Here is a 22,611-nt window from a genome sequence, read left to right as displayed (position 1 = left end):
GTTCGATATGAGGCCCTCCATGTCCCCCGACAGCCGTCTGCCGGCACGTGCCCTTGCTCCCCGCCGTCATGACGAGATCCTGAGGCGCCTGGGTGCCCAGGGCTCGGTCAGCGTCGCCGAACTGGCCGGCTTTTTCGACGTCTCGCGCGAGACCATCCGCCGCGACCTGAAGCTGCTTTCTGACCAGGGACGGCTCGGCATCGTGCATGGCGGCGCCGCTCGCTTCGAGCCGAGCGAGCCGGCGATGGGCCTGCGCAGCCGGGAGAATGCGCACGGCAAGGCGGCGATCGGCAGGGCGGCGGCCGGCCTCGTTAGCAGCGGTATGGTGGTCTTCCTCGATTCCGGCACCACCACCTTGGCCGTCGCGCATGCCATGAACGACCTGCGCGATCTCACTATCTGCACGACCAGCCTGAAGATTGCACTGCATCTGTGCCATGTCCCCGGCATGCGTGTGCACATACTGGGCGGTGAAGTCGACCCAGGCGAGGAGGCCGCTTCCGGCATCGATGCGCTCGATGCAATGGCGCGCTTTCGCGTCGACATCGCCTTTCTCGGCGGCGGCGCGTTGTCCCCCGATGGCGAGGTGACCGATTTCACCAGGGCCGGTGCCGAGCAGCGCGGCCGCATGATCGCGCTCGCCGGCAAGACCTATTTCGTCCTCGACAGCAGCAAGTTCGGCAAGCTGACGCCGCTCAGGATTCCGAATTTCGACCGCGCCGCCGGCGTTGTCGTCGACGCCCGGCCGCAGCCTGCGCTTGCCGACGCCCTTTTGCAAAAAGGGCCGGAGCTGATCGTCGCATCTTGATGTGATATTTTGTGAGTTTTTGACTTGATATTTGGCTTTCCTGTGTTAGCTTGCCGGCCACCCTCAAGATGGCGGAACGCTCATGGCTCATGAATTTCCCACGCAGGCACGCGTCGTGATCGTCGGCGGCGGCATCATCGGCTGCTCCGTCGCCTATCACCTGACGAAGCTCGGCTGGGCCGACGTCGTCCTGCTCGAACAGGGGCAGCTCAGCGGCGGCACCACCTGGCATGCGGCGGGCCTGGTCGGGCAATTGCGCAGCCATTCCAACATGACCAGCCTGATCAGATACTCCACTCAACTCTATGGCGAACTGGAGGCCGAGACCGGTCTCGCGACCGGCTGGAAGAATTGCGGCTCGCTGTCGGTGGCGCGCACCGCTGACCGCATGACGGTGCTGAAGCGCACGGCTGCCTCGGCGCGTGCGCAAGGGGTTGAGATCGACGTCATCTCGCCGAGCGAAGCCGGCGATCTGTGGCCGGTCATGGCGACGGACGATCTGGTCGGCGCGGTCTGGCTGCCTGGCGACGGCAAGGCCAATCCGACCGATCTCACGCAATCGCTCGCCAAGGGCGCGCGCAATCGCGGCGCGAGGATATTCGAGCGGGTCAAGGTCACCGGCATCATGGTGAGAAACGGCGTCGCCTGCGGTGTCGAGACCGACCGCGGCGACATCGCCGCCGAGATCGTCGTCAACTGCGCCGGCCAGTGGGCGCGTAAGGTCGGGCTGATGTGCGGCGTCTCGGTGCCGCTGCATTCGGCCGAGCACATGTATATCGTCACGGGCCGGATCGAGGGTGTGTATCCGGACCTGCCCGTGATGCGCGATCCGGACGGCTTCATCTATTTCAAGGAAGAGGTCGGCGGGCTGGTTATGGGCGGCTTCGAACCGCATGCCAAGCCGTGGGGCATGAACGGCATCCCCGAGAATTTCGAGTTCGCGCTGCTGCCGGACGATTGGGACCAGTTCGAGATCCTGATGGAAAACGCGCTGGTGCGCGTGCCGCAACTGGCGCAAGCCGAGGTCAAGAAGTTCTACAACGGTCCCGAAAGCTTCACGCCCGACAACAATTTTCTCCTCGGCGAGGCGCCGGAGCTGAAGAATTTCTATGTTGGCGCCGGCTTTAACTCGATGGGCATCGCCAGCGCCGGCGGTGCCGGCAAGGCGCTGGCCGAGTGGATCGTCAACGGCGCGCCGACCATGGATTTGTGGCCTGTCGATATCAGGCGCTTCGCCGCCTTCAACAACAATCCGCGCTGGCTGCATGATCGCGTCAAGGAGACGCTCGGTCTGCATTACGCCATGCCGTGGCCGAACCGCGAGCTGGACACCGCCCGACCCTTCCGCCGCTCGCCGCTCTACGACCGGCTGGCCGCCAGGGGCGCCTGCTTCGGTTCCAAGATGGGCTGGGAGCGCGCCAACTGGTTCGCGGCCCCGGGAGAGAGGGCCGGGAACGATTATGCCTTCGGCCGCCAGAACTGGCATGAGGCAGTCAAGCGCGAAATGAAGGCGACGCGCGAGGCTGTTGCCGTATTCGACCAGACCTCTTTCGCCAAGCTTCTCGTGCAGGGCCGCGACGCCTGTGCCCTGCTCAACCGCATCTGCGCCGGCAATGTCGATGTACCGGTCGGTACATCCGTTTACACGGGCGTGCTCAACGCGCGCGGCGGGTACGAAAGCGATCTCACCGTAATGCGACTTGGTGCGCAAAAATTCCTCATCGTCACCGGTTCGGCGCAAGCGGTCCACGACGCCGACTGGATCGCCAGGAACATCCCACCGGACGCACATGCCATCGTGACCGACGTCACCTCGTCCTACGCGGTGCTGGCGCTGATGGGGCCGCGCTCGCGCGATCTCCTGGGCAAATTGTCGTCGGCCGATCTTTCCAACGCCGGCTTCCCCTTCGCCACCATCCGCGAGATCGATATCGGCTACGCTACCGCCTACGCCAACCGCATGACCTATGTCGGCGAGCTCGGCTGGGAGCTGATCGTGCCGACGGAATTCGCCGTCGGCGTCTACGAGGCGCTGCACGAGGCTGGCGGCGAATTCGGCCTCCTGGACGCCGGCTACTACGCGCTTGATGCCTTGCGCATCGAAAAGGGTTTTCGCGCCTGGGGCCGTGAGTTGACGCCTGACATTACCCCCTGGCAGGCGGGGCTTGGCTTCGCCGTCGCCATGGACAAACCGGGTGGCTTCATCGGCCGTGACGCGCTGGTCGAGGCCAAGCCGTCGACGGCGCCAGCAAAACGCATCGTACTGTTCACGCTCGACCATGCCGAGCCGATGCTGTGGGGCGGCGAGCTGATCCTGCGCGACGGCAAGCCCGTCGGCGAGGTCCGCTCGGCCGCCTACGGTCACACGCTTGGCCGCTCGGTGGCGCTCGGGCTGATCGAGAACGAGACGGGCGTCGACGCTGCGTTTCTGGCTAGCGGCCGTTTCGAGATCGATCTTGCCGGCGTTCGCCACGCGGCCACGGCACATTTGCGCACCCCTTACGATCCGAAGTCGGAACGGGTGAAAGCGGATGTGGAGGAGATCAGGGCCGCCGCCTAATCCGCCGACATCGAACGCGCCATGTCGAGGAAGGCGCGCACCAGCTTGCCGCCGCTGCGTTCGCGCAGGCAGATCAGCGCTTCGTCCATCAACGTCTCAGGCGCGTCGAGCGCGATCGCTACCAGCCGCGAATCCTGGCCGAATTCGGCCGCCGAGACAAAGCCGATGCCGGCACCCGAGGCGACGATCTCGCGGACGGCTTCACGGCCTTCGGCCTCGATCACCGGCCTGAGTTCGACCTTCGATGCCGCGGCCAGATCCTCGAGCTTCTGGCGCGTCTTGGAGCCGCGCTCCCGCATGACCAGCGATTCCTGCGCGAGTTGCTTGAGGCTCAATGATTTCTTGCCCGACAGCGGATGATCGACCGACGCAAAAGCGATGATCGGCGTCGAATTGAGTTTCAGCACCTCGAAGTCCCGTCCGGTCGGCACCTCGCCCAGCACGCCGATGTCGGCATCATAGCTGTAGAGGCTGCTGATTACCGTCTCGGTGTTGCCGGCGCGTAGCGAAACCTGGACGCCGGGATAGCGCGCGCGAAAACTGCCGAGGATGTGAAGCAGATGATGCGCGGCGTCGGCGACGATGCGCAGCGTGCCGGAGCGCAGGGCGCGCGATTCCGTCAGAAGCTCGAGCGCCTGCTGCTCGGTGTCGAACATGCGGTGGGTTATTTCGAGCAGCTTCTGGCCCGAATGGGTCAGCGTGACCTGCTTCTTGTTCCGGTTGAACAGCAGCACGTCATATTCTTCCTCGAGCTTGCGCACCTGGTCCGAAATTGCCGGCTGCGTCAGGAACAGCGCTTCCGCGGCACGTGAAAACCCGCCTGATATCGCCACCTGGTGAAAGGCTCGCAATTGAACGTAGCGCATGTTCTCAGCTTTCTAGATCCGAGTTCCGGCCGCCACCCTATCATAAGCCTCGCAGGCAAAAAGGCATGAAGGAACGATTCTTCTTATATCTGGGGATGATCGCCCACGGTCACGCACATGTCATGGATACCACGCAGGCTGCGCTCGGCTGGAGGCGCGATTATCCCGCCGGGCAATAATTCGACTGCAAGCCAGATCATCGGGTGAGCTTATACATCAATACAAAATAACGATTTTACAAATACGTCGTTCCAGCCAAGAATGTCTCCACATAAAAAGCAGCGGAGGACACTATGCTCGCCGAGACGAAATTTGCCGCGGAGCCATTGGCCGGTCCGGCGCTGGGCGAGCCGTACCTGCTGACGCCGGGGCCGCTCACCACCTCCTATCCGGTCAAGCAGGCGATGCTGCGCGACTGGGGATCCTGGGACGGCGATTTCCGCGCCATGACGTCAGACATGCGCCGCCGCCTGCTGGCGCTGACCGGCGATGCGAAAGGCGAATTCGACTGTGTGCCGATGCAAGGCAGCGGCTCCTTCTGCGTCGAGGCGATGCTGGGTTCGTTCGTGCCGAAGGACGGCAAGGTTCTGGTCCTGGCCAATGGCGCCTACGGCCTGCGCGCGGCCCAGACCATGCAGTATCTCGGCCGCGCCTATACGCTGATCGACAAGGGCGACTACCTGCCGCCGCGCGGCGACGAGGTGGCCGCCGCCCTCGAGGCCGATCCTGCCATCACGCATGTGATCGCCATCCATTGCGAGACCAGTTCCGGCATCCTCAACCCCGTCGCCGAGATTGCCGAAGCCGTCCATGCCAAGGGCCGCAAGCTGCTGGTCGATTCCATGAGCGCCTTCGGCGCCATCGCGCTCGACGTGAACGAGATCCGCTACGAGGCGATGGTCTCGTCCGCCAACAAGTGCATCGAGGGCGTGCCGGGCTTCGGCTTCATCATCGCCCGCAAGAGCGAATTGGAAGCCGCCAAGGGCCGCAGCCATTCGCTGTCGCTCGACGTCCATGCGCAGTGGGCGCATATGAACAAGACCGGGCAGTGGCGCTACACTCCGCCGACCCATGTCGTCGCCGCCTTCCTTGAAGCGCTTCGCCAGCACGAGGCCGAGGGCGGTGTTGCCGGCCGCGGCGCCCGCTACACCAGGAACCGCGACGTGATGGTGGCCGGCATGCGCGAGCTCGGCTTCGAGACTTTGCTCAGGGATCGCTGGCTGTCGCCGATCATCGTCACCTTCTTCAACCCGGCCCACGCCAACTTCGCCTTCGACCGCTTCTACGAGCTGATGAAGGACAAGGGCTTCATCATCTATCCGGGCAAGCTGACCGTCGTCGATAGCTTCCGTATCGGCTGCATCGGCCAGATGGACGAACATGTCATGCGCCGCGTCGTAGAGGCGGCGGCGCAGTCGCTGAAGGAGATGAACGTCGACACCGCCGCTCCTCCCGCCGCGGCAATCGCCGAGCGCGCCAAACTCGCCGCCTGAAGCGGCAGAATTTTTGAGGATTTCGATGAACCAGATGTCTCCCATCAATGTCGCGGTCAACGGCCGCACCTACGCCTGGCCACGTGTGCCGGCCATCGCCATCTGCCTCGACGGCTGCGAGCCGGCCTATCTCGACAAAGCCATCAAGGCCGGGCTGATGCCGGCGCTGGAGAAGATCAAGCAGAAAGGCACGGTGCGTTTTGCGCATTCTGTCATTCCGAGCTTCACCAACCCCAACAATCTGTCGATCGCCACAGGCCGCCCGCCGTCGGTGCACGGCATTTGCGGCAACTACCTCTACGAGCGCGAAACCGGCAAGGAAGTGATGATGAACGACCCGCGTTTCCTGCGCGCGCCGACCATCTTCCAGGCCTTCTACGATGCCGGCGCCAAGGTCGCGGTGGTCACCGCCAAGGACAAATTGCGTGCGCTGCTCGGCAAGGGCCTCGCCTTCGACGACGGCCGCGCGCTGTGCTTCTCGGCCGAAAAATCCGACACCACCACCAAGGCCGAGCACGGCATCAACAATGCCTCGAAGCACTTTGGGCTGCCGGTGCCGGAAGTCTATTCGGCCGAACTGTCGGAATTCGTCTTCGCCGCCGGCGTCCAACTGCTGAAGGAATTCCGCCCCGACATCATGTACCTGACCACCACCGACTATGTGCAGCACAAATACGCACCCGGCGTGCCGCAGGCCAACGCCTTCTACGAGATGTTCGACAAGTACCTGGCCGAGCTTGATGCGCTGGGCGCGGCAATCGTGGTGACCGCCGACCACGGCATGAAGCCCAAGCACAAGCAGGATGGTTCGCCTGACGTCGTCTATGTCCAGGACCTGCTCGACGAATGGCTGGGCAAGGATGCCGCGCGCGTCATCCTGCCGATCACAGATCCCTATGTCGTGCATCACGGCGCGCTAGGCTCGTTCGCCACCGCCTACCTTCCTGACGGCGCCGATCAGGCCGACATCATGGCGCGGCTGGCGAAGATCGACGGCATCATGCTGGTTGTCGACAGCCCGACCGCCTGCGAGCGTTTCGAACTGCCGGCCGACCGCATCGGCGACATCGTGCTGATCTCGACGCAGAACAAGACCGTCGGCACCTCGGAACACCGCCACGACCTGGCAGCCCTCAACGAGCCGCTGCGCTCGCATGGCGGGCTGACCGAGCAGGAGGTTCCGTTCATCGTCAACCGCGTGCTGGCCGATTTGCCTGATGAGCCCGTGCTGAGGAACTTCGACGCGTTCTACTACGCGACGATGGCGGCCGCGCAGGCTTGATCTCGAGCGTGATTGTCGACCCCCACTCCGCCGAGCTTCGCTCGGCACCTCTCCCCCGATCGACGGGGGAGAGGAAAGGCGCCAGGGCTAGCGGCGGCTTAGCCCGGAAACGTGGTGGCGCCGACCTCACCTGATTTCCTCTCCCCCGTCGATCGGGGGAGAGGTGGCCCGAAGGGCCGGAGTGGGGGTCGACAATCCCTTGCACCACTTTCTCCTTCGAATTGCTGGAACGGAACCGATGACCAAGCTCGATACTTCGATCAAAGTCCGCCACGAACCGATGCGCATAGCTGGTCGCAAGGTCGACGCCGACCGCGTCGTTCCTGTCCACTACCCCTATACCAATGCCGTTATCGGCACCGTGCCCGCCGGCCGCGCCGAGCATGCCCGCCAGGCCTTCGAGATCGCCGCCGGCTACAGGTCGAAGTTGACGCGCTACGAGCGCCAGCAGATCCTGTTCCGCACGGCGGAAAAACTGGCGTCGCGCCGGGAAGAAATATCTGATCTCATCACGCTCGAGCTCGGCATTTCCAAGGCGGATTCGCTCTATGAGGTCGGCCGCGCCTATGACGTGTTCACATTGTCGGCGCAGATGTGCATCCAGGATGACGGCCAGATCTTCTCCTGCGATCTCACCCCGCACGGCAAGGCGCGCAAGATCTTCACCACGCGCGAGCCGCTGAAGGCGATCTCGGCGATCACCCCGTTCAACCATCCGCTCAACATGGTCTCGCACAAGGTGGCGCCGGCGATCGCCACCAACAATTGCGTGGTGGTCAAACCGACCGAACTGACGCCGATGACGGCGCTGCTTTTGGCCGACATCCTCTACGAAGCCGGCCTGCCGCCGGAAATGCTCTCGGTGGTGACCGGCTGGCCGGCCGACATTGGCAACGAGATGATCACCAACGACAATATCGACCTGATCACCTTTACCGGCGGCGTGCCGGTCGGCAAGATGATCGCCCGCACCGCCGGCTACAAGCGCCAGGTGCTGGAGCTCGGCGGCAACGATCCGCTGATCGTCCTCAACGATCTCTCGGACGACGATCTGGCCAGGGCCGCGGATCTCGCCGTCGCCGGCGCCACGAAGAACTCCGGCCAGCGCTGCACGGCGGTCAAGCGCATCCTTGTCCAGGAAAGCGTCGCCGACCGCTTCGTGTCGCTGGTGCTGGAGCGGGCCCGAAAGATCCGCTTCGGCGACCCGATGGACCGCACGACCGATCTCGGCACCGTCGTGCACGAGAAGGCGGCGGCACTCTTCGAAGCTCGTGTCCACATGGCCGCCGGGCAGGGCGCCGAAATCCTCTACAATCCGGGCCGGCAAGGCGCGCTGCTGCCGCCGATCGTCGTCGATCGCGTGCCGCACACATCCGAACTGGTGATGGAAGAGACGTTTGGGCCGATCATCCCGATCGTGCGCGCACCGGACGATGACGAGGCGCTGATCAGGCTGTCCAACTCGACCGCCTTCGGCTTGTCCTCGGGCGTCTGCACCAACTCGTTTCCGCGCATGCAGAAATACATCACCGGCCTTGAGGTCGGCACCGTCAACATCTGGGAAGTGCCGGGCTACCGCATCGAGATGTCGCCGTTCGGCGGCATCAAGGACAGTGGCAATGGCTACAAGGAAGGCGTCATCGAGGCAATGAAGAGCTATACCAATGTGAAGACGTTTTCGCTGCCCTGGTCCTGACCGGACGGCTCGGCTGACAGAACAACCGAGGGAGCGTTCCACGCTCCCTCATTCGCGTTTCGGAGATGGTTATGGCCGCGATCAAAGAGCTTGTGCATACCGAGGGCGATTCCAACACCACGGCGGCCCGCAGCCGCTGGGATTCCGGCCAGGACGATCCACGCATCCGCGGGCTGCTTGACCGCGACGCTTCGGCCTTCATGCACCAGAGCCTGTCCAGCCCTTGTCTTTCGACGATCGCTAAGGCCGAAGGCATCTGGATCGAGGACACCGCCGGCCGCCGTTTCATGGATTTCCACGGCAACAGCGTGCACCATCTCGGCTATGGCCATCCGAAGCTGGTCGCCGCGATCAAGAAACAGCTCGACGATCTCTGTTTTGCGCCGCGCCGCTTCACCTGCGAACCCGCTGTCGAACTGGCCGAGAAATTGGCCGAGTTGGCGCCCGGCGATCTCGGCAAGGTGCTGTTCACGACAGGCGGTTCCGACGCCATCGAGGTGGCGCTGAAGATCGCGCGCGCCGCGACCGGCCGCTTCAAGACGGTTTCGTTCTGGGATGCCTTTCATGGCGCTGGCTTCGGTGCCGCAAGCGTCGGCGGCGAAGCGACCTTCCGTTCCCATATCGCCGGCCCGATGATGACCGGCACCGAACATGTCGCGCCCTGGGACGGCTACCGCTGTCCTTACGGCCACGGCACCCTGGAAGCCTCCGGGCTCGCCTGCGCCAACATGATCGCCTATGTGCTCGGTCGCGAACAGGATGTGGCTGCGGTCGTCGCCGAGCCGATGCGGGCAACGCCCAACCCGCCGCCGCCCGGTTTCTGGAATCGGGTGCGCGAGGCCTGCGACCGGCACGGCACGCTGCTGATCTTCGACGAGATCCCGACCGGCCTTGGCAAGACCGGAAAATTCTTCGCCCATGAGCATGACGGCGTGACGCCGGACATCGTCGTTCTCGGCAAGTCGCTCGGCGGCGGCATCCTGCCGATCGCCGCTGTCATCGCCCGCCGCGATCTCGACGTCACCGGCGGTTTTGCCATCGGTCACTACACCCACGAGAAGAACCCGGTGACGACGCGCGCGGCGCTGACGACGATCGATATCATCCTGGAAGAAGGACTGGTCGAGCGTGCGGCCGAGCTTGGCCGGCATATGCTGGGACGCATGCAGGATCTGATGGGGCGTTCGCCCCATGTCGGCGATGTCAGGGGCAGGGGACTGATGGTCGGCGTCGAACTTGTCGAGGACCGTACCTCGCGCCAGCCCGCGCGCGATCTTGCCGAACGCGTCTTCTATGCCTGCCTCGAACGGGGGCTGAGCTTCAAGGTCAGCCACGGCAACGTGCTGACGCTGTCGCCGCCGCTGGTGATTTCGAAAGCCGACCTCGACCGTGCGCTCGATATCGTCGAACGCGCCGTGCTGGCGGCCTGACCGTGAAGGCCGTCCGCACCGACCGCGAGCTCGAATGCCCAGGCATCGATGCCGGCTTGCGGGCAAGGGGTGTCGAGCTGGTGACGCTGCCGGACGGCATTTCCGAGGCGGAGCTCAAAGCCGCGGTCGCCGACGCCGATCTGCTCTTGATGTGCTACACGCCAGTCACTGCGGAGGTGATCGACGCGGCGCCCAGGTTGAAGGGCATCATCAAATATGGCGTCGGTATCGACGCCATCGATATCCCCGCTGCCATGCGGCGCGGTATCCCCGTCGTCAACGTGCCCGAATATGCCGAGGAAACCGTCGCCGAAGGTGCTTTCGCCATGATGGTCGCGCTGGCCAAGCGGCTGCCCGCCATCACCGCGGCGGTATCGCGCGATGGCTGGATCTGGCCCGAGCCGCGCTGGCTGGGACGCGACATTTCAGGCGCCACGCTTGGGATCGTCGGTTGTGGCAAAATTGGCCGCAGCATGGCGCGCATGGCCGGCCAGGGATTTCGTGCGCGGCTTCTTGGCTTCGATCCCGGTGTCGACGCCGAAACGATGCGCGCCGCCGGCATCGAAAAAGCCGACGACCTCCAGGCAATGCTTCGCGCCTGCGACTTCGTCTCAATCCATTGCGTGCTGAACGACAGCACGCGCGGCCTGATCGGCAAGGCTGAACTCGCCTGCCTCAAGCCTTCCGCCATCATCGTCAACGTCTCGCGCGGCGCGCTCATCGACGAGGCGGCCCTTGTCGAGGCGATCGTTTCCGAGCGCATCGGCGGCGCCGGGCTCGACGTCTATTCGGTCGAGCCGCTGGCCAAGTCGGGCCATCCGATGGGCGCGCTTTTCGGCCGCGACGACGTCATCCTGTTCCCGCACCTCACCTTCTTTACGCATCAGGCGATGCGCCGGCTCGAGGACGACACGCTCGCGCGCTGCTTTGAGATTCTCGACGGCCGGCCGGTGATCGTGCGCTCGTCCGACCCGCGGTTGCGGGCGCAGACTTCTGGCGTTTCATTCGTCTGATCATCACCTGCTCGAACGCTTCGACGGCTGCCCTGAGCAGGCCGAAATATGTCACGACATGACTGCGACGGTTCCATGACAACTATCAGATGAAGTTTGCCTGTCATAAAATAAATAGATTTTACTTATCGATCTCCAATCCCCAGAGTTGCCCTTAACGACGACGCTGCCGGCACCCATCGAAGCAGAAGCAGCCGGCGCGGTCGCCACAGTGCATCGCAGAATGTGCCATCAATCAAAAAGGGGAACTGGACATGAAATCACGCAACGCAACCATGGTCGCGGCTTTCGCCGCGTTGCTGGCGTCGGCTGCCCTCATCGGACCGGCGATGGCAGATGGCGTCGTCACCATCTACTCCGCCGATGGCCTGCATGACGGCAACGGCAGCTGGTTCGAAACCGAGTTCGCCGCCTTCACCAAGGCCACCGGCATAAAAGTGCAGTATATCGAGGCTGGTTCGGGCGGTGTCGTTGAGCGTGTCGCCAAGGAGAAGTCGAACCCGCAAGCGGACGTGCTGGTGACATTGCCGCCCTTCGTGCAGCGCGCCGCCGCCGGCGGCCTGCTGCAGGATTACAAGCCCGAAGGGGCGGACCAGATCGACGGCGGCACCGACAAATACCGGCCGCTGGTCAACAACTACATGAATTTCATCTACAACAGCGCCGTGCTTTCGGAAGCGCCGAAGAGCTACGACGATCTGCTGGATCCGAAATTCAAGGGCAAGATCCAATACTCGACGCCCGGCCAGGCCGGCGACGGCACCGCTGTCATGCTGCAGATCATCCATGCTTTCGGCGGCGAGGATGCAGGTTTCGAGTTCATGAAGAAATTGCAGGACAACAATGTCGGCCCCTCCGCTTCGACCGGCAAGCTGACGGCGCTGGTCAACAAGGGCGAGCTGCATGTCGCCAACGGCGATTTGCAGATGAACATGTCGCAAATGGCCGACAATCCCAACATCAAGGTGTTCTGGCCGGCGGGGCCTGACGGCGTGCGCTCCACCTTTGCGCTGCCCTATGAGATCGGCCTGGTAACCGGCGCGCCCAATGCCGACAACGGCAAGAAGCTGATCGACTTCCTGCTCTCAAAGGAAGCTCAGTCGAAGGTCAGTTCCGTGGCTCTTGGCCTGCCGGCCCGCAAGGATGTGACGCCGAACGACGCCAATTTCGCGAAGGCGCAAGAGGCGATGAAGGGCCTGACCATCTGGTCGCCGAACTGGGATGACGCTCTGGCCAAGCTGCCCGACTACGTCAAGCGGTGGAACGAAGCGACCGGAAGTTGATCCCTGCCAATCCGGAGGACCATGCCATGTCGGCCGCCGCTTTTACTGGGACCAGTGTCATGGACATCGACGCCGCGAAGGTTCGCGGCGCCGGCTCCAATGTCCATTTCGACAAGGTCGTTGTCGCCTATGGCGCGCATGTCGTTCTGCATCCGCTGACCCTGGATATTGCTCCCGGCGAGATCCTGGCGATGATCGGCCCGTCCGGCTCCGGCAAGACCACCGCCTTGCGGGCGGTGGCCGGTTTCGTGCGGCCGAGAAGCGGACGAATCCGCATTGGCGCGACGGATGTGACCGATCTGCCGCCTTATGAGCGTGGGCTCGGCATGGTGGTCCAGAACTACGCGCTGTTTCCGCATATGCGGGTCGAGGACAACGTCGCCTTCGGCCTCAGGGCTCAGGGCGCCGACAAGGCGCTGATCGCCGAGCGGGTCAAGGATGCACTCGGTACCGTCGGCATGGCTGCCTATGCAGGACGTTATCCGCGCGAGCTTTCCGGCGGCCAGCAGCAGCGTGTCGCGATTGCGCGCGCTCTTGCCGTGCGGCCCCGCGTGCTGCTGCTTGACGAGCCGCTTTCGGCGCTGGACGCACAGATCCGCCGCAATATGGTCGAGGAGATCGCCAGGCTGCACCGCAGCCTGCCGGGTCTGACGATCCTCTATGTCACTCACGACCAGACAGAGGCGCTCACCCTCGCCGACAAGATCGCCATCATGCGCGACGGCTCGGTCTGTTCGCATGGACCGACGACCGAGCTCTACCGCCGTCCGCCCAACCGCTTCACCGCCGAGTTCCTCGGCCGCGCCAATCTACTGCCGGTCACCATTGCCGAGGCTGCCGGCTCCAAGGGTTTTGCCGCGGCAAGGCATGGCGACGCGGTGCTGATGGGCACCGGCCGTGACGAGAAGGTCGGCGACAAGAGCCTGCTTTGTATCAGGCCCCAGCACCTCAGCCTGACGGCCGATGGCGACCATACCAATCGCATTGTCGGCACGCTCCTGGAGGTGCACTGGCAAGGCGAACTCACCCATCTCGTGCTCGATGTCGACGGCACGACGGTGCGCGTCTCGGCGACGAGACTGCCGATGGCCCTGCCGGAACCCGGCGCCAAGGTGCCGCTGTTCTTCGCGCCCACCGACACCTCGCTCGTTCCGGAAGACGCCGGTGTCTGAGGCTGTCGCTATCGCCTCGCCAGCGGTCAGGAGAGAGCCTGGCAGATTCTGGATCGTGCCGCCGGCCGCACTCCTGGCCCTGCTGTTCTTCTATCCGCTGGCGCTCATCGCCCGGCAGGCCTTCCTGGACGACAGCGGCGTTGCCAATGTCGCCGAAGTGATCCGCGTCCTGCATTCGCGCTTCTTCCTCAACGCGCTGATCAACACGGTGACGATTTCGGTTACCGCGACTGCCGGGTGCCTGATCGTCGGTCTCGTGCTGGCACTGATCCTGGCCTTCGTTCCGTTCCCCGGCAGCGGCTTCATCGCCAGGCTGATCGACACCTTCATCGCATTGCCGACCTTCCTGGTGACGCTCGCCTTCACCTTTCTCTACGGCTCCGCAGGCATGCTCAACGCAGGGCTGATGGAGACCTTTTCACTGCCGTCGCCGCCCGTCGATTTCCTCTATTCGAGCTGGGGCGTGGTGCTGGCCGAGGTCACTGTCTACACGCCGTTCATCCTGCGGCCGCTGCTTGCCGCCTTCTCGCTGGTGGACCGCGGCCAGATCGAAGCGGCAAGCGTGCTCGGCGCGCGGTCGTTCCGCATCGTGCGCCAAATCATCCTGCCGGCCGCCATTCCGGCACTCATTGCCGGCGGGAGCCTCTGCCTGCTGCTCACCGTCAACGAGTTCGGCATCGTGCTGTTCATCGGCGCCAAGGGGGTCATCACGCTGCCGCTGCTGATCTATGGCAAGGCGATCCAGGAATCGGCGTATCAGGTCGCCTGCATCATCGCCCTGATCAACATCGCGCTCTCGCTCGGCCTGTTCGGGCTTTATCGTTTCGCAGCCGGCCGGCTGGGGGTCTAGCCATGCTGGTCTGGTCCCGCTCCGGTCGCCTCGTTCTGTGGCTCCTCTTGGCACTGATCTTCGGTGTGCTGTTCCTGGCGCCGCTTGCGGTCATTCTCCTGTCCAGCCTTGCCGACCAGTGGAACGGCGTGCTGCCGAGCAGCCTGACGACGGAACACTACAGCGACGTCTTGCATAGCGCGGCCGGCGATGCGGTCAAGGCGAGCCTTCTCACCGGGTTTGCAGCCAGCGCGCTGGCGCTGGTCAGCGGCACCTGGGCGGCGCTGTCGCTGCGGGTCCAGGGGCATGCGCTGCGGCGCCTGCTCGGCCTGTTGTTCTTCATCCCCAGCGCCGTGCCTTCGGTCTCCGTCGGCCTTGGCCTGCTGGTCGCCTTCAGCCATCCGCCGCTGCTGCTCAACGGTACGATCGCGATCGTCATGATCGCGCATTTCGTGCTGATATCGGCCTTCACCTTCGGCAATGTGTCGGCCGGACTGGCGCGGCTCTCGCCCGACTTCGAGCAGGTGGCATCGAGCCTCGGCGCGCGGCCGGCCTACCGCCTCTGGCACGTCACCTTGCCTCTGCTCGCACCCTATCTGGTCGCAGCGTTCGGGCTCAGCTTCGCACTGTCGATGGGTGAACTCGGCGCCACCGTGATGGTCTATCCGCCGGGTTGGGTGACGCTGCCGGTGTCGATCTTCAGCCTCACCGACCGAGGCGACATCTTTGCGGGAGCAGCGCTCACCATGATCCTGGTGGTGGCGACCCTGGCGCTGCTGCTCGGTTTGGAGCGCATCACCGCCCGCGCCACCGGATCGTAGCGCTGCCTCAGCCGGGTTTGCGTTCGACGATGTAGATGTGATCCGCGGCCAACACAACTTCGTCGCGCTGGTTGATCACCTCGCAGCGTTCGATCACCCGGCCCGCGGCCGGCCGCTTCGGATCGTCCTGCTTGGCCGCGATAGTGGTGCGCGTGCGGATCGTGTCGCCGATGAACACCGGCTTGGTAAAACGCAGCCGATCATAGCCATAGGAGAAGGCAACGGGATTGACGACGCTTGCCGTCAGTCCGATGCCGACCGAGAACACCAGCGTGCCGTGCGCGATGCGCTGGCCGAACGGCGTCGTCTTCATGAACTCGGCGTCCATGTGGTGTGGGAAGAAATCGCCGGTGTGTCCGGCATGGACGATGAAGTCGGTCTCGGTAATGGTCCGGCCGCTGGTCAGCCGCGAGGAGCCGATCTCGTAGTCTTCGAAATAAATGGTCTGTTCCATGTCCTGCCTTACGGCTTTTCGGCCAGCGGCGTCGCCGGCGCCGCGCTCGATTTATAGGCGGCTTCCACCAGCGCCATCGTGTTCCAGGCGTCCTCGACCGAGCTGACCAGCTCGTCGTCTTCTCCGCAAGCAAAGCGCTGGACATTGGCCATACGCCCGACAAAGGCATCGGGGAACCATTCGCCGGCGAGTGGCACGGCAATCCAATCCGTCCCGCCTTTCGGGTATATTTCCAGGACGTCCGGTTCGCCGCGGGGATAGTCGAGGTTGAGGCCGAGTTTGAGATAGGCCGCGCCCTCGGTGCCGCAGATGCGGAATTCGCAGGCCTGGTGCCGGCGCCCGAACTTGTGGTCATGGTTGATCGACAGCGCGCAGCGCACGGTGTCGCCATAGTCGAGGATGGCGCTGGTGCGCGTCTGTGCCACCGTATGGTTGGGATGGCCGAGCGTCTTGGCGTGCACCCCTCTTGGGTCGCCAAGCAATTGCCTGACGAGGTCCAGATAGTGGATCGAATGCATGGCGATCTCGACACGCGGCGCCTTGAGCAGGAATTCCCACAGTTCCCAAGGTGTGGCCAGCGCCAGCCAGGCGTCGAAGTCGACGACCTCGCCGAGCCATCCCTTGGCGATGGCATCCTTGAGCGCCAGCATCATCGGCGCGAAACGCAATTGGAAATTCACCGCAGCCTTGAGCTTCCTGGCGCGGCAGATTTCGAGGATTTCGGTTGCCTCGCCGAGATAGTTGCCCATCGGCTTCTGGATCAGTGCGACCGCCCCCTCGGGAAGCGCCTTCAGGATCTCGGCATGCCGACCGGGCGGTGTCGCGAGATCAAAGATCGCATCGTTGATTCCGGCGGCTTCTTCCACGGAGCGGAATGCGGTGACACCCCATTTCTCGGCCAACGTCCGCGCCTTGGCCTGGTCCGGATCATAGAGGCCGGCAACCGGAAACTCGGCCTTCCGGTAGGCGGGAAAATGGGCATCGCCGACAATCGAACCTGCGCCGAAGGTGACGATCGGCCGGGGCTTTGTAGGCTTAGGCCAGGACTGGATGAGTGAGGCAGGGTCGAAACCGCCTTCAGTCATGATGGAAGACCTCGTCCATCGAAGCCCACCATTCGCCCTCCTTGCGGGTCGCCAGCGGCTCCTGGCAAGGCATGCAGAGGGCCCACCATTCCTGTGTTTTCGGGTCTGCCGCCATCTTGGCCATGTCGGCGGCATAGTCGGTGCCGTGGTATTCGAAGTAGGCAAACAGCAGGTTCTCCGGCCGCTTCAGGTAGATCGAATAGTTCTCGATGTTGCAAGCCGAGATCATGGTCAGCACGTCGGGCCAGACGGCGGCATGGAGGCGCACATACTCCTCGACCTTTTCCGGCTTCAGTCCCAGAACCATTCCCATCCGCTGCATGTTCGTTCCCCTATTTCGTGATCGCCGTGGTGAATTCGGCGATGCTCATGGCCTTGACCGCGTCCCAGTCCCAATCGATGCCGATGCCGGGCTCGTCGGGTGCCAGCGCCTGTCCATCCTCGATGCGCATGCGCTTGCCGGTCAACTGGTCAAGCTGCGGAATGTACTCGACATACCGGCCGTTCTGAACAGCGCAGGTGAGGCTGACATGCAATTCCATCAGGAAATGCGGACAGACCGGGATGTCGAAGGCCTCCGCCGCATGCGCCACCTTTAGCCAGGGCGTGATACCGCCAATGCGACCGACATCGACTTGCACGATCGAAGAGGCGCCTTTCTGCATGTATTCGCGGAAATGCCTGATGGAATAGAGCGACTCGCCGATGGCAATCGGCGTCTGCGTCGAATTCGACAGTCGCACATGGCCATCGATGTCGTCGGCCGGCAGCGGCTCCTCGATCCAGGCGAGATCGAGTTCACGCAGCCTCGCTGCGCGGCGGATCGCTTCGTCGACGGAGAATCCCTGATTGGCGTCGGTCATGATCTCGTAGCCGTCGCCCACCGCCTTGCGCACCGCCGCCAGCCGCGCCAGATCTTCCGATCCGTGCGGTTTGCCGATCTTCACCTTCGAGCCGCGAAAGCCCTTGGCCTTGGCGGCCAGCGCGTCATCCACCAGCGCCTGTGTCTCGATGTGCAGCCAGCCGCCCTCCGTCGTGTAGAGCGGGCAGCGGTCCTTGGCGCCGCCCGCCAGCTTCCACAGCGGCAGACCTTGCTTCTTCGCCCGCAGGTCCCAAAGCGCGGTGTCGATCGCCGCGATCGCGATGGCCGTGATCGCGCCGATCGTGGTGGCGTGCGTGGCGAATTCGAGATCGTGCCAGATCGCCTCGATCATGTCGGGGTCGCGGCCGATCAGGCGCGGCGCCAGATGGTCGGACAGGAGCCGCATCACGGACGAGCCGCCGGTGCCGATCGTATAGCTGTAGCCGGTGCCGACGGCGCCGTCGGAATCGGTGATAGTGACGAGAGGCGTTTCCTGGCTGACGAAACTCTGGATCGCGTCCGTGCGCTTGACCTTGGGCACAAGGTCCACCATCCGCAGTTCTATCTTTTCGATCGTGGCCATGTCGTCAGCTCCGCAATGACTTTCCCGTGTCGGCGGCAAACAGATGCGCCTGCGACAGGTCGAGGCTCATGGCCACCCGCTCGCCCGATCTCAAAGCTCTTGGGTTCAGCATGCGCGAAACCCAGTCTGCGCCATTGAACTCGACGAACACCAGCGTCTCGTTGCCGAGTGGTTCGGTGACCGTGATCGGCAATTCGATCTGGTGGACGTCGGCCGCACCACCGGAACTGATACCATGGCCGGTCGGGTAGATGTCGTCGGGCCGCAACCCGAACACCACCTTGTTACCCCTGGCGACATTGGCTTTGAATTGGCTAGGCAATGGCAGCTTTTCGCCGCTGGCGAAAACCAAGTGGCCGTCATCGATCGTCGCCTCGTGCAGGTTCATCGGCGGCGAGCCGATGAAGCCCGCGACGAACCGCGTCGCCGGCCGTCGGAACACCTCGTCTGGGGTGCCGACCTGTTCGATATGGCCGTCGCGCATGATGACGATGCGGTCGGCAAGCGTCATCGCCTCGACCTGGTCATGGGTGACATAGATCACCGTCGACCGCACCTTGGCGTGCAGCTTCTTGATTTCGGTCCGCATCTGCGTGCGCAGTTTGGCGTCGAGATTTGAAAGCGGCTCGTCGAACAGGAACACGTCGGGATCGCGTACGATGGCGCGGCCCATGGCGACGCGCTGGCGCTGGCCGCCGGAAAGTTGCGACGGGCGACGGTCGAGCAGCGTGTCGAGGCCGAGGATGGCCGAGGCTTCGGCGACGCGGCGCTCCATATCCTCCTTGGCGGCCCCGGCAATCTTCAGGGAGAAGCCGAGGTTCTCGCGCACCGTCATGTGGGGATAAAGCGCGTAGGACTGGAACACCATCGAGATGTTGCGCGAACGCGGCGGCAAATCGTTGACGACGCGGCCGCCGATCTCGATCGAGCCGGCGCTGATCTCTTCGAGCCCTGCGATCATCCTGAGCGTCGTCGACTTGCCGCAGCCGGACGGACCGACCAGCGCGATGAATTCGCGGTCCGCGATGTCGAGGTCGATGCCGTGCACGATCCCGACATTGCCGTAGCGCTTGGTCAGCTTTTGGAGGGAAACCGTTGCCATGGGATCAGCCTTTCACCGCGCCGGAGGTCAAGCCGCCGACGAGGTGTTTCTGGACGATATAGGTGAGGGTGAGCGCCGGGATGATCATCACCACGGCGAGCGCGCACATGCCGCGCCAGTCGATGGTGAATTCGGCCGTGTAGTCGAGCAGGCCGACCGGCAGGGTCTTGGCGCTGACCGAGCGGGTAAGCTGCGAGGCCAGCGCGAACTCGTTCCAGCAGGTCAGGAAAGCAAAGATCGCGGCGGAGGCGATGCCGGGCCCGGCAAGCGGGAACTCGACCTGCCAGAAGGCCTGCCAGCGGGTGCAGCCGTCGATCTGGGCGGCTTCCGCGAGGTCCTTCGGCACCTGGCGGAAGAAGCCGTCGATCAGCCAGATGGTGAACGGCACGTTGAGCGCGACATAGGCCAGGATCAGTCCGAAATGCGTGTCGATGATGCCGAGCCTGACATAAAGGAAGAACAGCGGCAGCGAGAGCGCGATACCCGGCACCGTGCGCGTCAGCATCAGGCCGAGGAAGACGCCCGACTTGCCGCGGAAACGGTAGCGCGCGAAGGCATAGCCGCCGGCCATGCCGATGGCCACCGCGATCATCGTCGAGGTCACCGAGATGATCAGCGAGTTGCGGAAATATTCTATGACCGGGATGCCGCCCTTGCCGATCCCTGAGAACATCGCGACATAGGCGTCGAACGAGATCTGCTGCGGGATCCACACCGGCGGCTTGGCCATGATCTCCACCGTCGGCCGCAGCGACGAAAGCACGATCCACAGGCCGGGCAGGCAGATGGTCAGCATCGCCAGGAACAGGCCGATGCGATAGGCGATGCCCAGCAGCCGGCGCTTGAGGCGGGCGGAAGAATTCTCGTCCATCACCACTCCGCACCGATCTGCGTGCGCGCCGCGGCGAGCTTGTTGAAGAAATAGACGGTGAAGGCGATCGACAGCAGGATCGAGAAATAGGCCATGGCGTTGGCCATGCCCATGCGCCCGTCGCTGTAGGCGGTGCGCGCCACCAGCGTCCATAAAAGCTCGGTGCGGCCCGCCGGCCCGCCATCGGTCATGATCTTGACGATGTCATAGGCGCGCGCGACGTCGAGCGAACGGATGGTCATGGCGATGTAGGCGAAAGGCATGACGAACGGCCAGGTCACATAACGGAATGTCTGCCACGGCGTGCAGCCGTCGACGCGCGCCGCCTCGATCGGCTCCTTGGGCATGGCGAGCAGCCCGGCGAGGATCAGGATGGCGAAGATCGCCGTCGACGACCAGATCTCGGCGATCGAGATGGCGATGAAGGCGAGATGGCCTTCGATCAGCCACGCAATGGCATCCCTGGTGATGCCGAGCGATTGCAGGGCGTTGTTCACCAGGCCGATATTGTCGTTGAACATGAACTTGAACTGGAAGCCGACGAGGATCGGCGAGAACATCATCGGAAACATCATCAGCGTGCGCAGGATGCGCTGGCCGCGCGTCGCCTTTTCGACCAGCATGGCGAGGCCGAGGCCCAGCAGCATTTCGAGATTGAGCGCGATGGTCAGCAACAGAACCGTGCGGCCGAACGCCCACCAGAAACCGGCGTTCGCCAGGATCGAGAGATAATTGCGGAAGCCGACAAAGACGAAGAACGTTTCGGGCTTGGTCAGGCGGAAAGGCGTGAAGCTGGAATAGAGCGACAAAAGCAACGGCACCACGACGACCGCCGCCAGCACGATGATCGCCGGAAGCAGCAGCAGGAATGGCGCGGATGGCTTGAAGCCCTTCATTGGGACCCTGTGAGTTGCATTCGATTGCCGCCTGTCGAGTCGGGCGGGGCAGGCATCGTCATCGTGGGAACACCCGAGGCAGTGCGCGCCTTAAGACGCGAGCGCCTCCCCCATTCCTGATGGGGGAGGCGGTCTTGGGAGCGGTTCTACAGCTTGCCGGCGTCTTCGAGAATTTGCGTCGCCTTGGCGGCGGCTTCGTCGAGCGCCTGCTTGGACGTCTTGTCGCCGAGGATCGCCGCCTGCAATTCGGGATAGACGGCGTTCGAGATCTCGATCCATTCAGGCGTCTGCGGCACGGCGAAGGCGTGCTTGGCTTCTTCCTGGAAGGCGGAGAGGACCTCCTTCTTGTAAGGATCGTTTTCGGCCTGCTTCAGGTCCCAGTCCCAGACCGCGGTGCGGGTCGGCAGCGGGCCCGCGGCGGCCTCCAGTTTCTGGCTGTCCTCATTGGTGAGCCACCACACCAGCGATGCCGCGGCCTCCTTGTTCGGGCAGGTCTCGGTCACCGAGAAGCCATGGAAACCGGACCAGCCGGTGCGCTTGCCGGACGAGCCTTTCGGCGCGACCTTGACGCCGACATTGCCGGCGACCTTCGACGACTTCGGATCGTTGAAGAAGCCGGCCCAGCCCGGCCAGTCCAAGTTGATGGCGACGGTGCCGGAGGCAAAACCCTGGCCGAGATCGTCCCAGAGATAATTGGTGGTTCCGGCCGGCACGGCCTTGGCCTTATAGAGGTTGACGAACCAGTCGAGCGCACGCACGCCGGCTTCGGAGTTGAAGACCGGCTTGCCGTCCTTGTCGAGATACTCGCCGCCCTCGGCCACCACCATCTCGTAGAAGCGGCCGTTGATCGCCTCTTCCTTGCCGGCGAACTGCGTGCCGTAGAAATTGGGCGGGTTGGCGAAGAACTCGGCCTGGTCGGTGACCTCTTTCCAGGTGTCCGGCGGCACCAGATCATAGCCGTATTTCGCCTTGAACTTGGCCTTGTTGTCGGCGTTCTCGTAGAGGCTCTTCTGGTAATAGAGGGCGGAGACGTCGAACTGCGCGCGCGGCAGCATCTCCAGCTTGCCATCGATGGTCGCCGCCTTGATCGTCGATGGCACGAAGGCATCGATCTCTTCCTTGGGCAGCAATTTGCTGAGGTCGGTATAAAGGCCGGTATACTGCGGCGCGAAGGAGGAATGATTCCAGCCGACGCACCAGTTGGTGCTGCCCGAGGCGATGTCGGACTTCAACTCCTTGTCGATGTCGAAGCCGTTCTTCTTGGTCAGGATGTTGACCTTGGCGCCGGTCGCCTTCTCCCATTCGGGGATGCGCTCGTAGAGCTTTTCGTATTGCTGGCCGCCGATCAGCTTCACGTCGACGGTAACGCCTTCGAACTTGCCGGGCAGGTCGCCGGCAAGGGCTGCGCCTGCGCCTGACGCAAGCAACAATGCGCCGGCGCACACGCCGGAAAGCAGTCTGTTCATTGGTATCCTCCCTGGGTGCGCCTTGGCGGCGACCGCAAC

Annotated in this window: 20 protein-coding genes; 11 read left to right on the top strand and 9 right to left on the bottom strand. The window is 63.7% G+C overall.

The annotated features are described in order from the left end of the window. Positions 1-19: 19 nt before the first annotated feature. Positions 20-808 carry a DeoR/GlpR family DNA-binding transcription regulator gene (locus tag FJ443_RS07040; protein WP_140623740.1) on the top strand — a complete coding sequence of 263 codons (789 nt, stop codon included), beginning with the start codon at positions 20-22 and terminating at the stop codon, positions 806-808. A gap of 82 nt (positions 809-890) precedes the next feature. Then, complete coding sequence (locus tag FJ443_RS07035; RefSeq protein ID WP_140663298.1) at positions 891-3,368, top strand: FAD-dependent oxidoreductase; 2,478 nt, start codon at positions 891-893, stop codon at positions 3,366-3,368. Here the strand turns inward: FJ443_RS07035 and FJ443_RS07030 are convergent. Continuing rightward, positions 3,365-4,234: a LysR substrate-binding domain-containing protein gene (locus FJ443_RS07030; RefSeq protein ID WP_140497582.1), complete on the bottom strand. Its 870-nt coding sequence runs from the start codon at positions 4,232-4,234 to the stop codon at positions 3,365-3,367. The genes FJ443_RS07035 and FJ443_RS07030 overlap by 4 nt on opposite strands. 293 nt (positions 4,235-4,527) lie before the next feature. On the opposite strand from FJ443_RS07030, the gene FJ443_RS07025 reads away from it, so the two are divergent. The 9 genes from FJ443_RS07025 (at position 4,528) to FJ443_RS06985 (ending at position 15,253) form a co-directional block, all read left to right on the top strand. Continuing rightward, a complete protein-coding gene (locus FJ443_RS07025; RefSeq protein ID WP_140583903.1) occupies positions 4,528-5,727 on the top strand; it encodes a 2-aminoethylphosphonate--pyruvate transaminase in 1,200 nt (399 codons plus the stop codon). 25 nt (positions 5,728-5,752) lie between these two features. Beyond that, on the top strand, positions 5,753-7,009 hold the full coding sequence (phnA, locus tag FJ443_RS07020; RefSeq protein WP_140623736.1) for a phosphonoacetate hydrolase: 1,257 nt from the start codon (positions 5,753-5,755) through the stop codon (positions 7,007-7,009). A 238-nt stretch (positions 7,010-7,247) separates the two neighbouring features. Continuing rightward, entirely contained in the window at positions 7,248-8,705 is a 1,458-nt protein-coding gene (gene phnY, locus FJ443_RS07015) for a phosphonoacetaldehyde dehydrogenase (protein WP_140623734.1), read from the top strand. 71 nt (positions 8,706-8,776) lie between these two features. After that, a complete protein-coding gene (locus FJ443_RS07010) occupies positions 8,777-10,135 on the top strand; it encodes an aspartate aminotransferase family protein (protein ID WP_140555608.1) in 1,359 nt (452 codons plus the stop codon). Between the two features lie 2 nt (positions 10,136-10,137). Then, on the top strand, positions 10,138-11,148 hold the full coding sequence (locus FJ443_RS07005) for an NAD(P)-dependent oxidoreductase (protein ID WP_140623732.1): 1,011 nt from the start codon (positions 10,138-10,140) through the stop codon (positions 11,146-11,148). Positions 11,149-11,402: 254 nt separating this feature from the next. Next, on the top strand, positions 11,403-12,431 hold the full coding sequence (locus FJ443_RS07000) for a 2-aminoethylphosphonate ABC transporter substrate-binding protein (RefSeq protein ID WP_140564380.1): 1,029 nt from the start codon (positions 11,403-11,405) through the stop codon (positions 12,429-12,431). A gap of 59 nt (positions 12,432-12,490) precedes the next feature. Next, the gene (locus FJ443_RS06995; protein ID WP_224680228.1) at positions 12,491-13,603 is read left to right on the top strand and encodes an ATP-binding cassette domain-containing protein; all 1,113 of its coding nucleotides are present in this window, start codon (positions 12,491-12,493) and stop codon (positions 13,601-13,603) included. Continuing rightward, entirely contained in the window at positions 13,596-14,453 is an 858-nt protein-coding gene (locus FJ443_RS06990) for a 2-aminoethylphosphonate ABC transporter permease subunit (RefSeq protein ID WP_140497597.1), read from the top strand. The genes FJ443_RS06995 and FJ443_RS06990 overlap by 8 nt, the downstream gene beginning before the upstream one ends. 2 nt (positions 14,454-14,455) lie before the next feature. After that, on the top strand, positions 14,456-15,253 hold the full coding sequence (locus FJ443_RS06985) for an ABC transporter permease subunit (protein WP_140663296.1): 798 nt from the start codon (positions 14,456-14,458) through the stop codon (positions 15,251-15,253). A gap of 7 nt (positions 15,254-15,260) precedes the next feature. Here the strand turns inward: FJ443_RS06985 and FJ443_RS06980 are convergent, their stop codons facing one another. From FJ443_RS06980 to FJ443_RS06945, 8 genes are all read right to left on the bottom strand, one after another. Beyond that, on the bottom strand, positions 15,261-15,707 hold the full coding sequence (locus FJ443_RS06980; protein WP_140663294.1) for a MaoC/PaaZ C-terminal domain-containing protein: 447 nt from the start codon (positions 15,705-15,707) through the stop codon (positions 15,261-15,263). An 8-nt stretch (positions 15,708-15,715) separates the two neighbouring features. Beyond that, on the bottom strand, positions 15,716-16,792 hold the full coding sequence (locus FJ443_RS06975; RefSeq protein ID WP_140564377.1) for a Gfo/Idh/MocA family oxidoreductase: 1,077 nt from the start codon (positions 16,790-16,792) through the stop codon (positions 15,716-15,718). Beyond that, entirely contained in the window at positions 16,785-17,114 is a 330-nt protein-coding gene (locus FJ443_RS06970; protein WP_140497605.1) for an L-rhamnose mutarotase, read from the bottom strand. The genes FJ443_RS06975 and FJ443_RS06970 overlap by 8 nt, the downstream gene beginning before the upstream one ends. 10 nt (positions 17,115-17,124) lie before the next feature. Beyond that, on the bottom strand, positions 17,125-18,237 hold the full coding sequence (locus FJ443_RS06965; protein WP_140663292.1) for a mandelate racemase/muconate lactonizing enzyme family protein: 1,113 nt from the start codon (positions 18,235-18,237) through the stop codon (positions 17,125-17,127). Between the two features lie 4 nt (positions 18,238-18,241). Next, positions 18,242-19,339 carry a sn-glycerol-3-phosphate ABC transporter ATP-binding protein UgpC gene (gene ugpC / locus FJ443_RS06960; RefSeq protein ID WP_140520949.1) on the bottom strand — a complete coding sequence of 366 codons (1,098 nt, stop codon included), beginning with the start codon at positions 19,337-19,339 and terminating at the stop codon, positions 18,242-18,244. Positions 19,340-19,343: 4 nt separating this feature from the next. Continuing rightward, positions 19,344-20,210 carry a carbohydrate ABC transporter permease gene (locus FJ443_RS06955; protein WP_140497611.1) on the bottom strand — a complete coding sequence of 289 codons (867 nt, stop codon included), beginning with the start codon at positions 20,208-20,210 and terminating at the stop codon, positions 19,344-19,346. Continuing rightward, on the bottom strand, positions 20,210-21,106 hold the full coding sequence (locus FJ443_RS06950; RefSeq protein WP_140663290.1) for a sugar ABC transporter permease: 897 nt from the start codon (positions 21,104-21,106) through the stop codon (positions 20,210-20,212). Before FJ443_RS06950 ends, FJ443_RS06955 begins: the two co-directional genes overlap by 1 nt. A 146-nt stretch (positions 21,107-21,252) precedes the next feature. Then, positions 21,253-22,572 (bottom strand): sugar ABC transporter substrate-binding protein, encoded by a 1,320-nt coding sequence (locus tag FJ443_RS06945; protein WP_140663288.1) that lies wholly within the window; start codon positions 22,570-22,572, stop codon positions 21,253-21,255. Positions 22,573-22,611: the final 39 nt, after the last annotated feature.

The organism is Mesorhizobium sp. B2-6-1 (genome assembly GCF_006440475.1).
Classification (GTDB): domain Bacteria; phylum Pseudomonadota; class Alphaproteobacteria; order Rhizobiales; family Rhizobiaceae; genus Mesorhizobium.
This window is presented reverse-complemented; position numbering and strand designations above follow the sequence as displayed.

Coding starts and splice junctions, on each gene's coding strand:
- FJ443_RS06985 (WP_140663296.1), top strand. CDS start 14,456: ATGCTGGTCTGGTCCCGCTCCGGTCGCCTCGTTCTGTGGCTCCTCTTG.
- phnY (WP_140623734.1), top strand. CDS start 7,248: ATGACCAAGCTCGATACTTCGATCAAAGTCCGCCACGAACCGATGCGC.
- FJ443_RS06980 (WP_140663294.1), bottom strand. CDS start 15,707: ATGGAACAGACCATTTATTTCGAAGACTACGAGATCGGCTCCTCGCGG.
- FJ443_RS07010 (WP_140555608.1), top strand. CDS start 8,777: ATGGCCGCGATCAAAGAGCTTGTGCATACCGAGGGCGATTCCAACACC.
- FJ443_RS07025 (WP_140583903.1), top strand. CDS start 4,528: ATGCTCGCCGAGACGAAATTTGCCGCGGAGCCATTGGCCGGTCCGGCG.
- ugpC (WP_140520949.1), bottom strand. CDS start 19,339: ATGGCAACGGTTTCCCTCCAAAAGCTGACCAAGCGCTACGGCAATGTC.
- phnA (WP_140623736.1), top strand. CDS start 5,753: ATGAACCAGATGTCTCCCATCAATGTCGCGGTCAACGGCCGCACCTAC.
- FJ443_RS07000 (WP_140564380.1), top strand. CDS start 11,403: ATGAAATCACGCAACGCAACCATGGTCGCGGCTTTCGCCGCGTTGCTG.
- FJ443_RS06975 (WP_140564377.1), bottom strand. CDS start 16,792: ATGACTGAAGGCGGTTTCGACCCTGCCTCACTCATCCAGTCCTGGCCT.
- FJ443_RS06970 (WP_140497605.1), bottom strand. CDS start 17,114: ATGCAGCGGATGGGAATGGTTCTGGGACTGAAGCCGGAAAAGGTCGAG.
- FJ443_RS07035 (WP_140663298.1), top strand. CDS start 891: ATGGCTCATGAATTTCCCACGCAGGCACGCGTCGTGATCGTCGGCGGC.
- FJ443_RS06950 (WP_140663290.1), bottom strand. CDS start 21,106: ATGAAGGGCTTCAAGCCATCCGCGCCATTCCTGCTGCTGCTTCCGGCG.
- FJ443_RS06965 (WP_140663292.1), bottom strand. CDS start 18,237: ATGGCCACGATCGAAAAGATAGAACTGCGGATGGTGGACCTTGTGCCC.
- FJ443_RS06955 (WP_140497611.1), bottom strand. CDS start 20,210: ATGGACGAGAATTCTTCCGCCCGCCTCAAGCGCCGGCTGCTGGGCATC.
- FJ443_RS06945 (WP_140663288.1), bottom strand. CDS start 22,572: ATGAACAGACTGCTTTCCGGCGTGTGCGCCGGCGCATTGTTGCTTGCG.
- FJ443_RS07030 (WP_140497582.1), bottom strand. CDS start 4,234: ATGCGCTACGTTCAATTGCGAGCCTTTCACCAGGTGGCGATATCAGGC.
- FJ443_RS07040 (WP_140623740.1), top strand. CDS start 20: ATGTCCCCCGACAGCCGTCTGCCGGCACGTGCCCTTGCTCCCCGCCGT.
- FJ443_RS06995 (WP_224680228.1), top strand. CDS start 12,491: ATGGACATCGACGCCGCGAAGGTTCGCGGCGCCGGCTCCAATGTCCAT.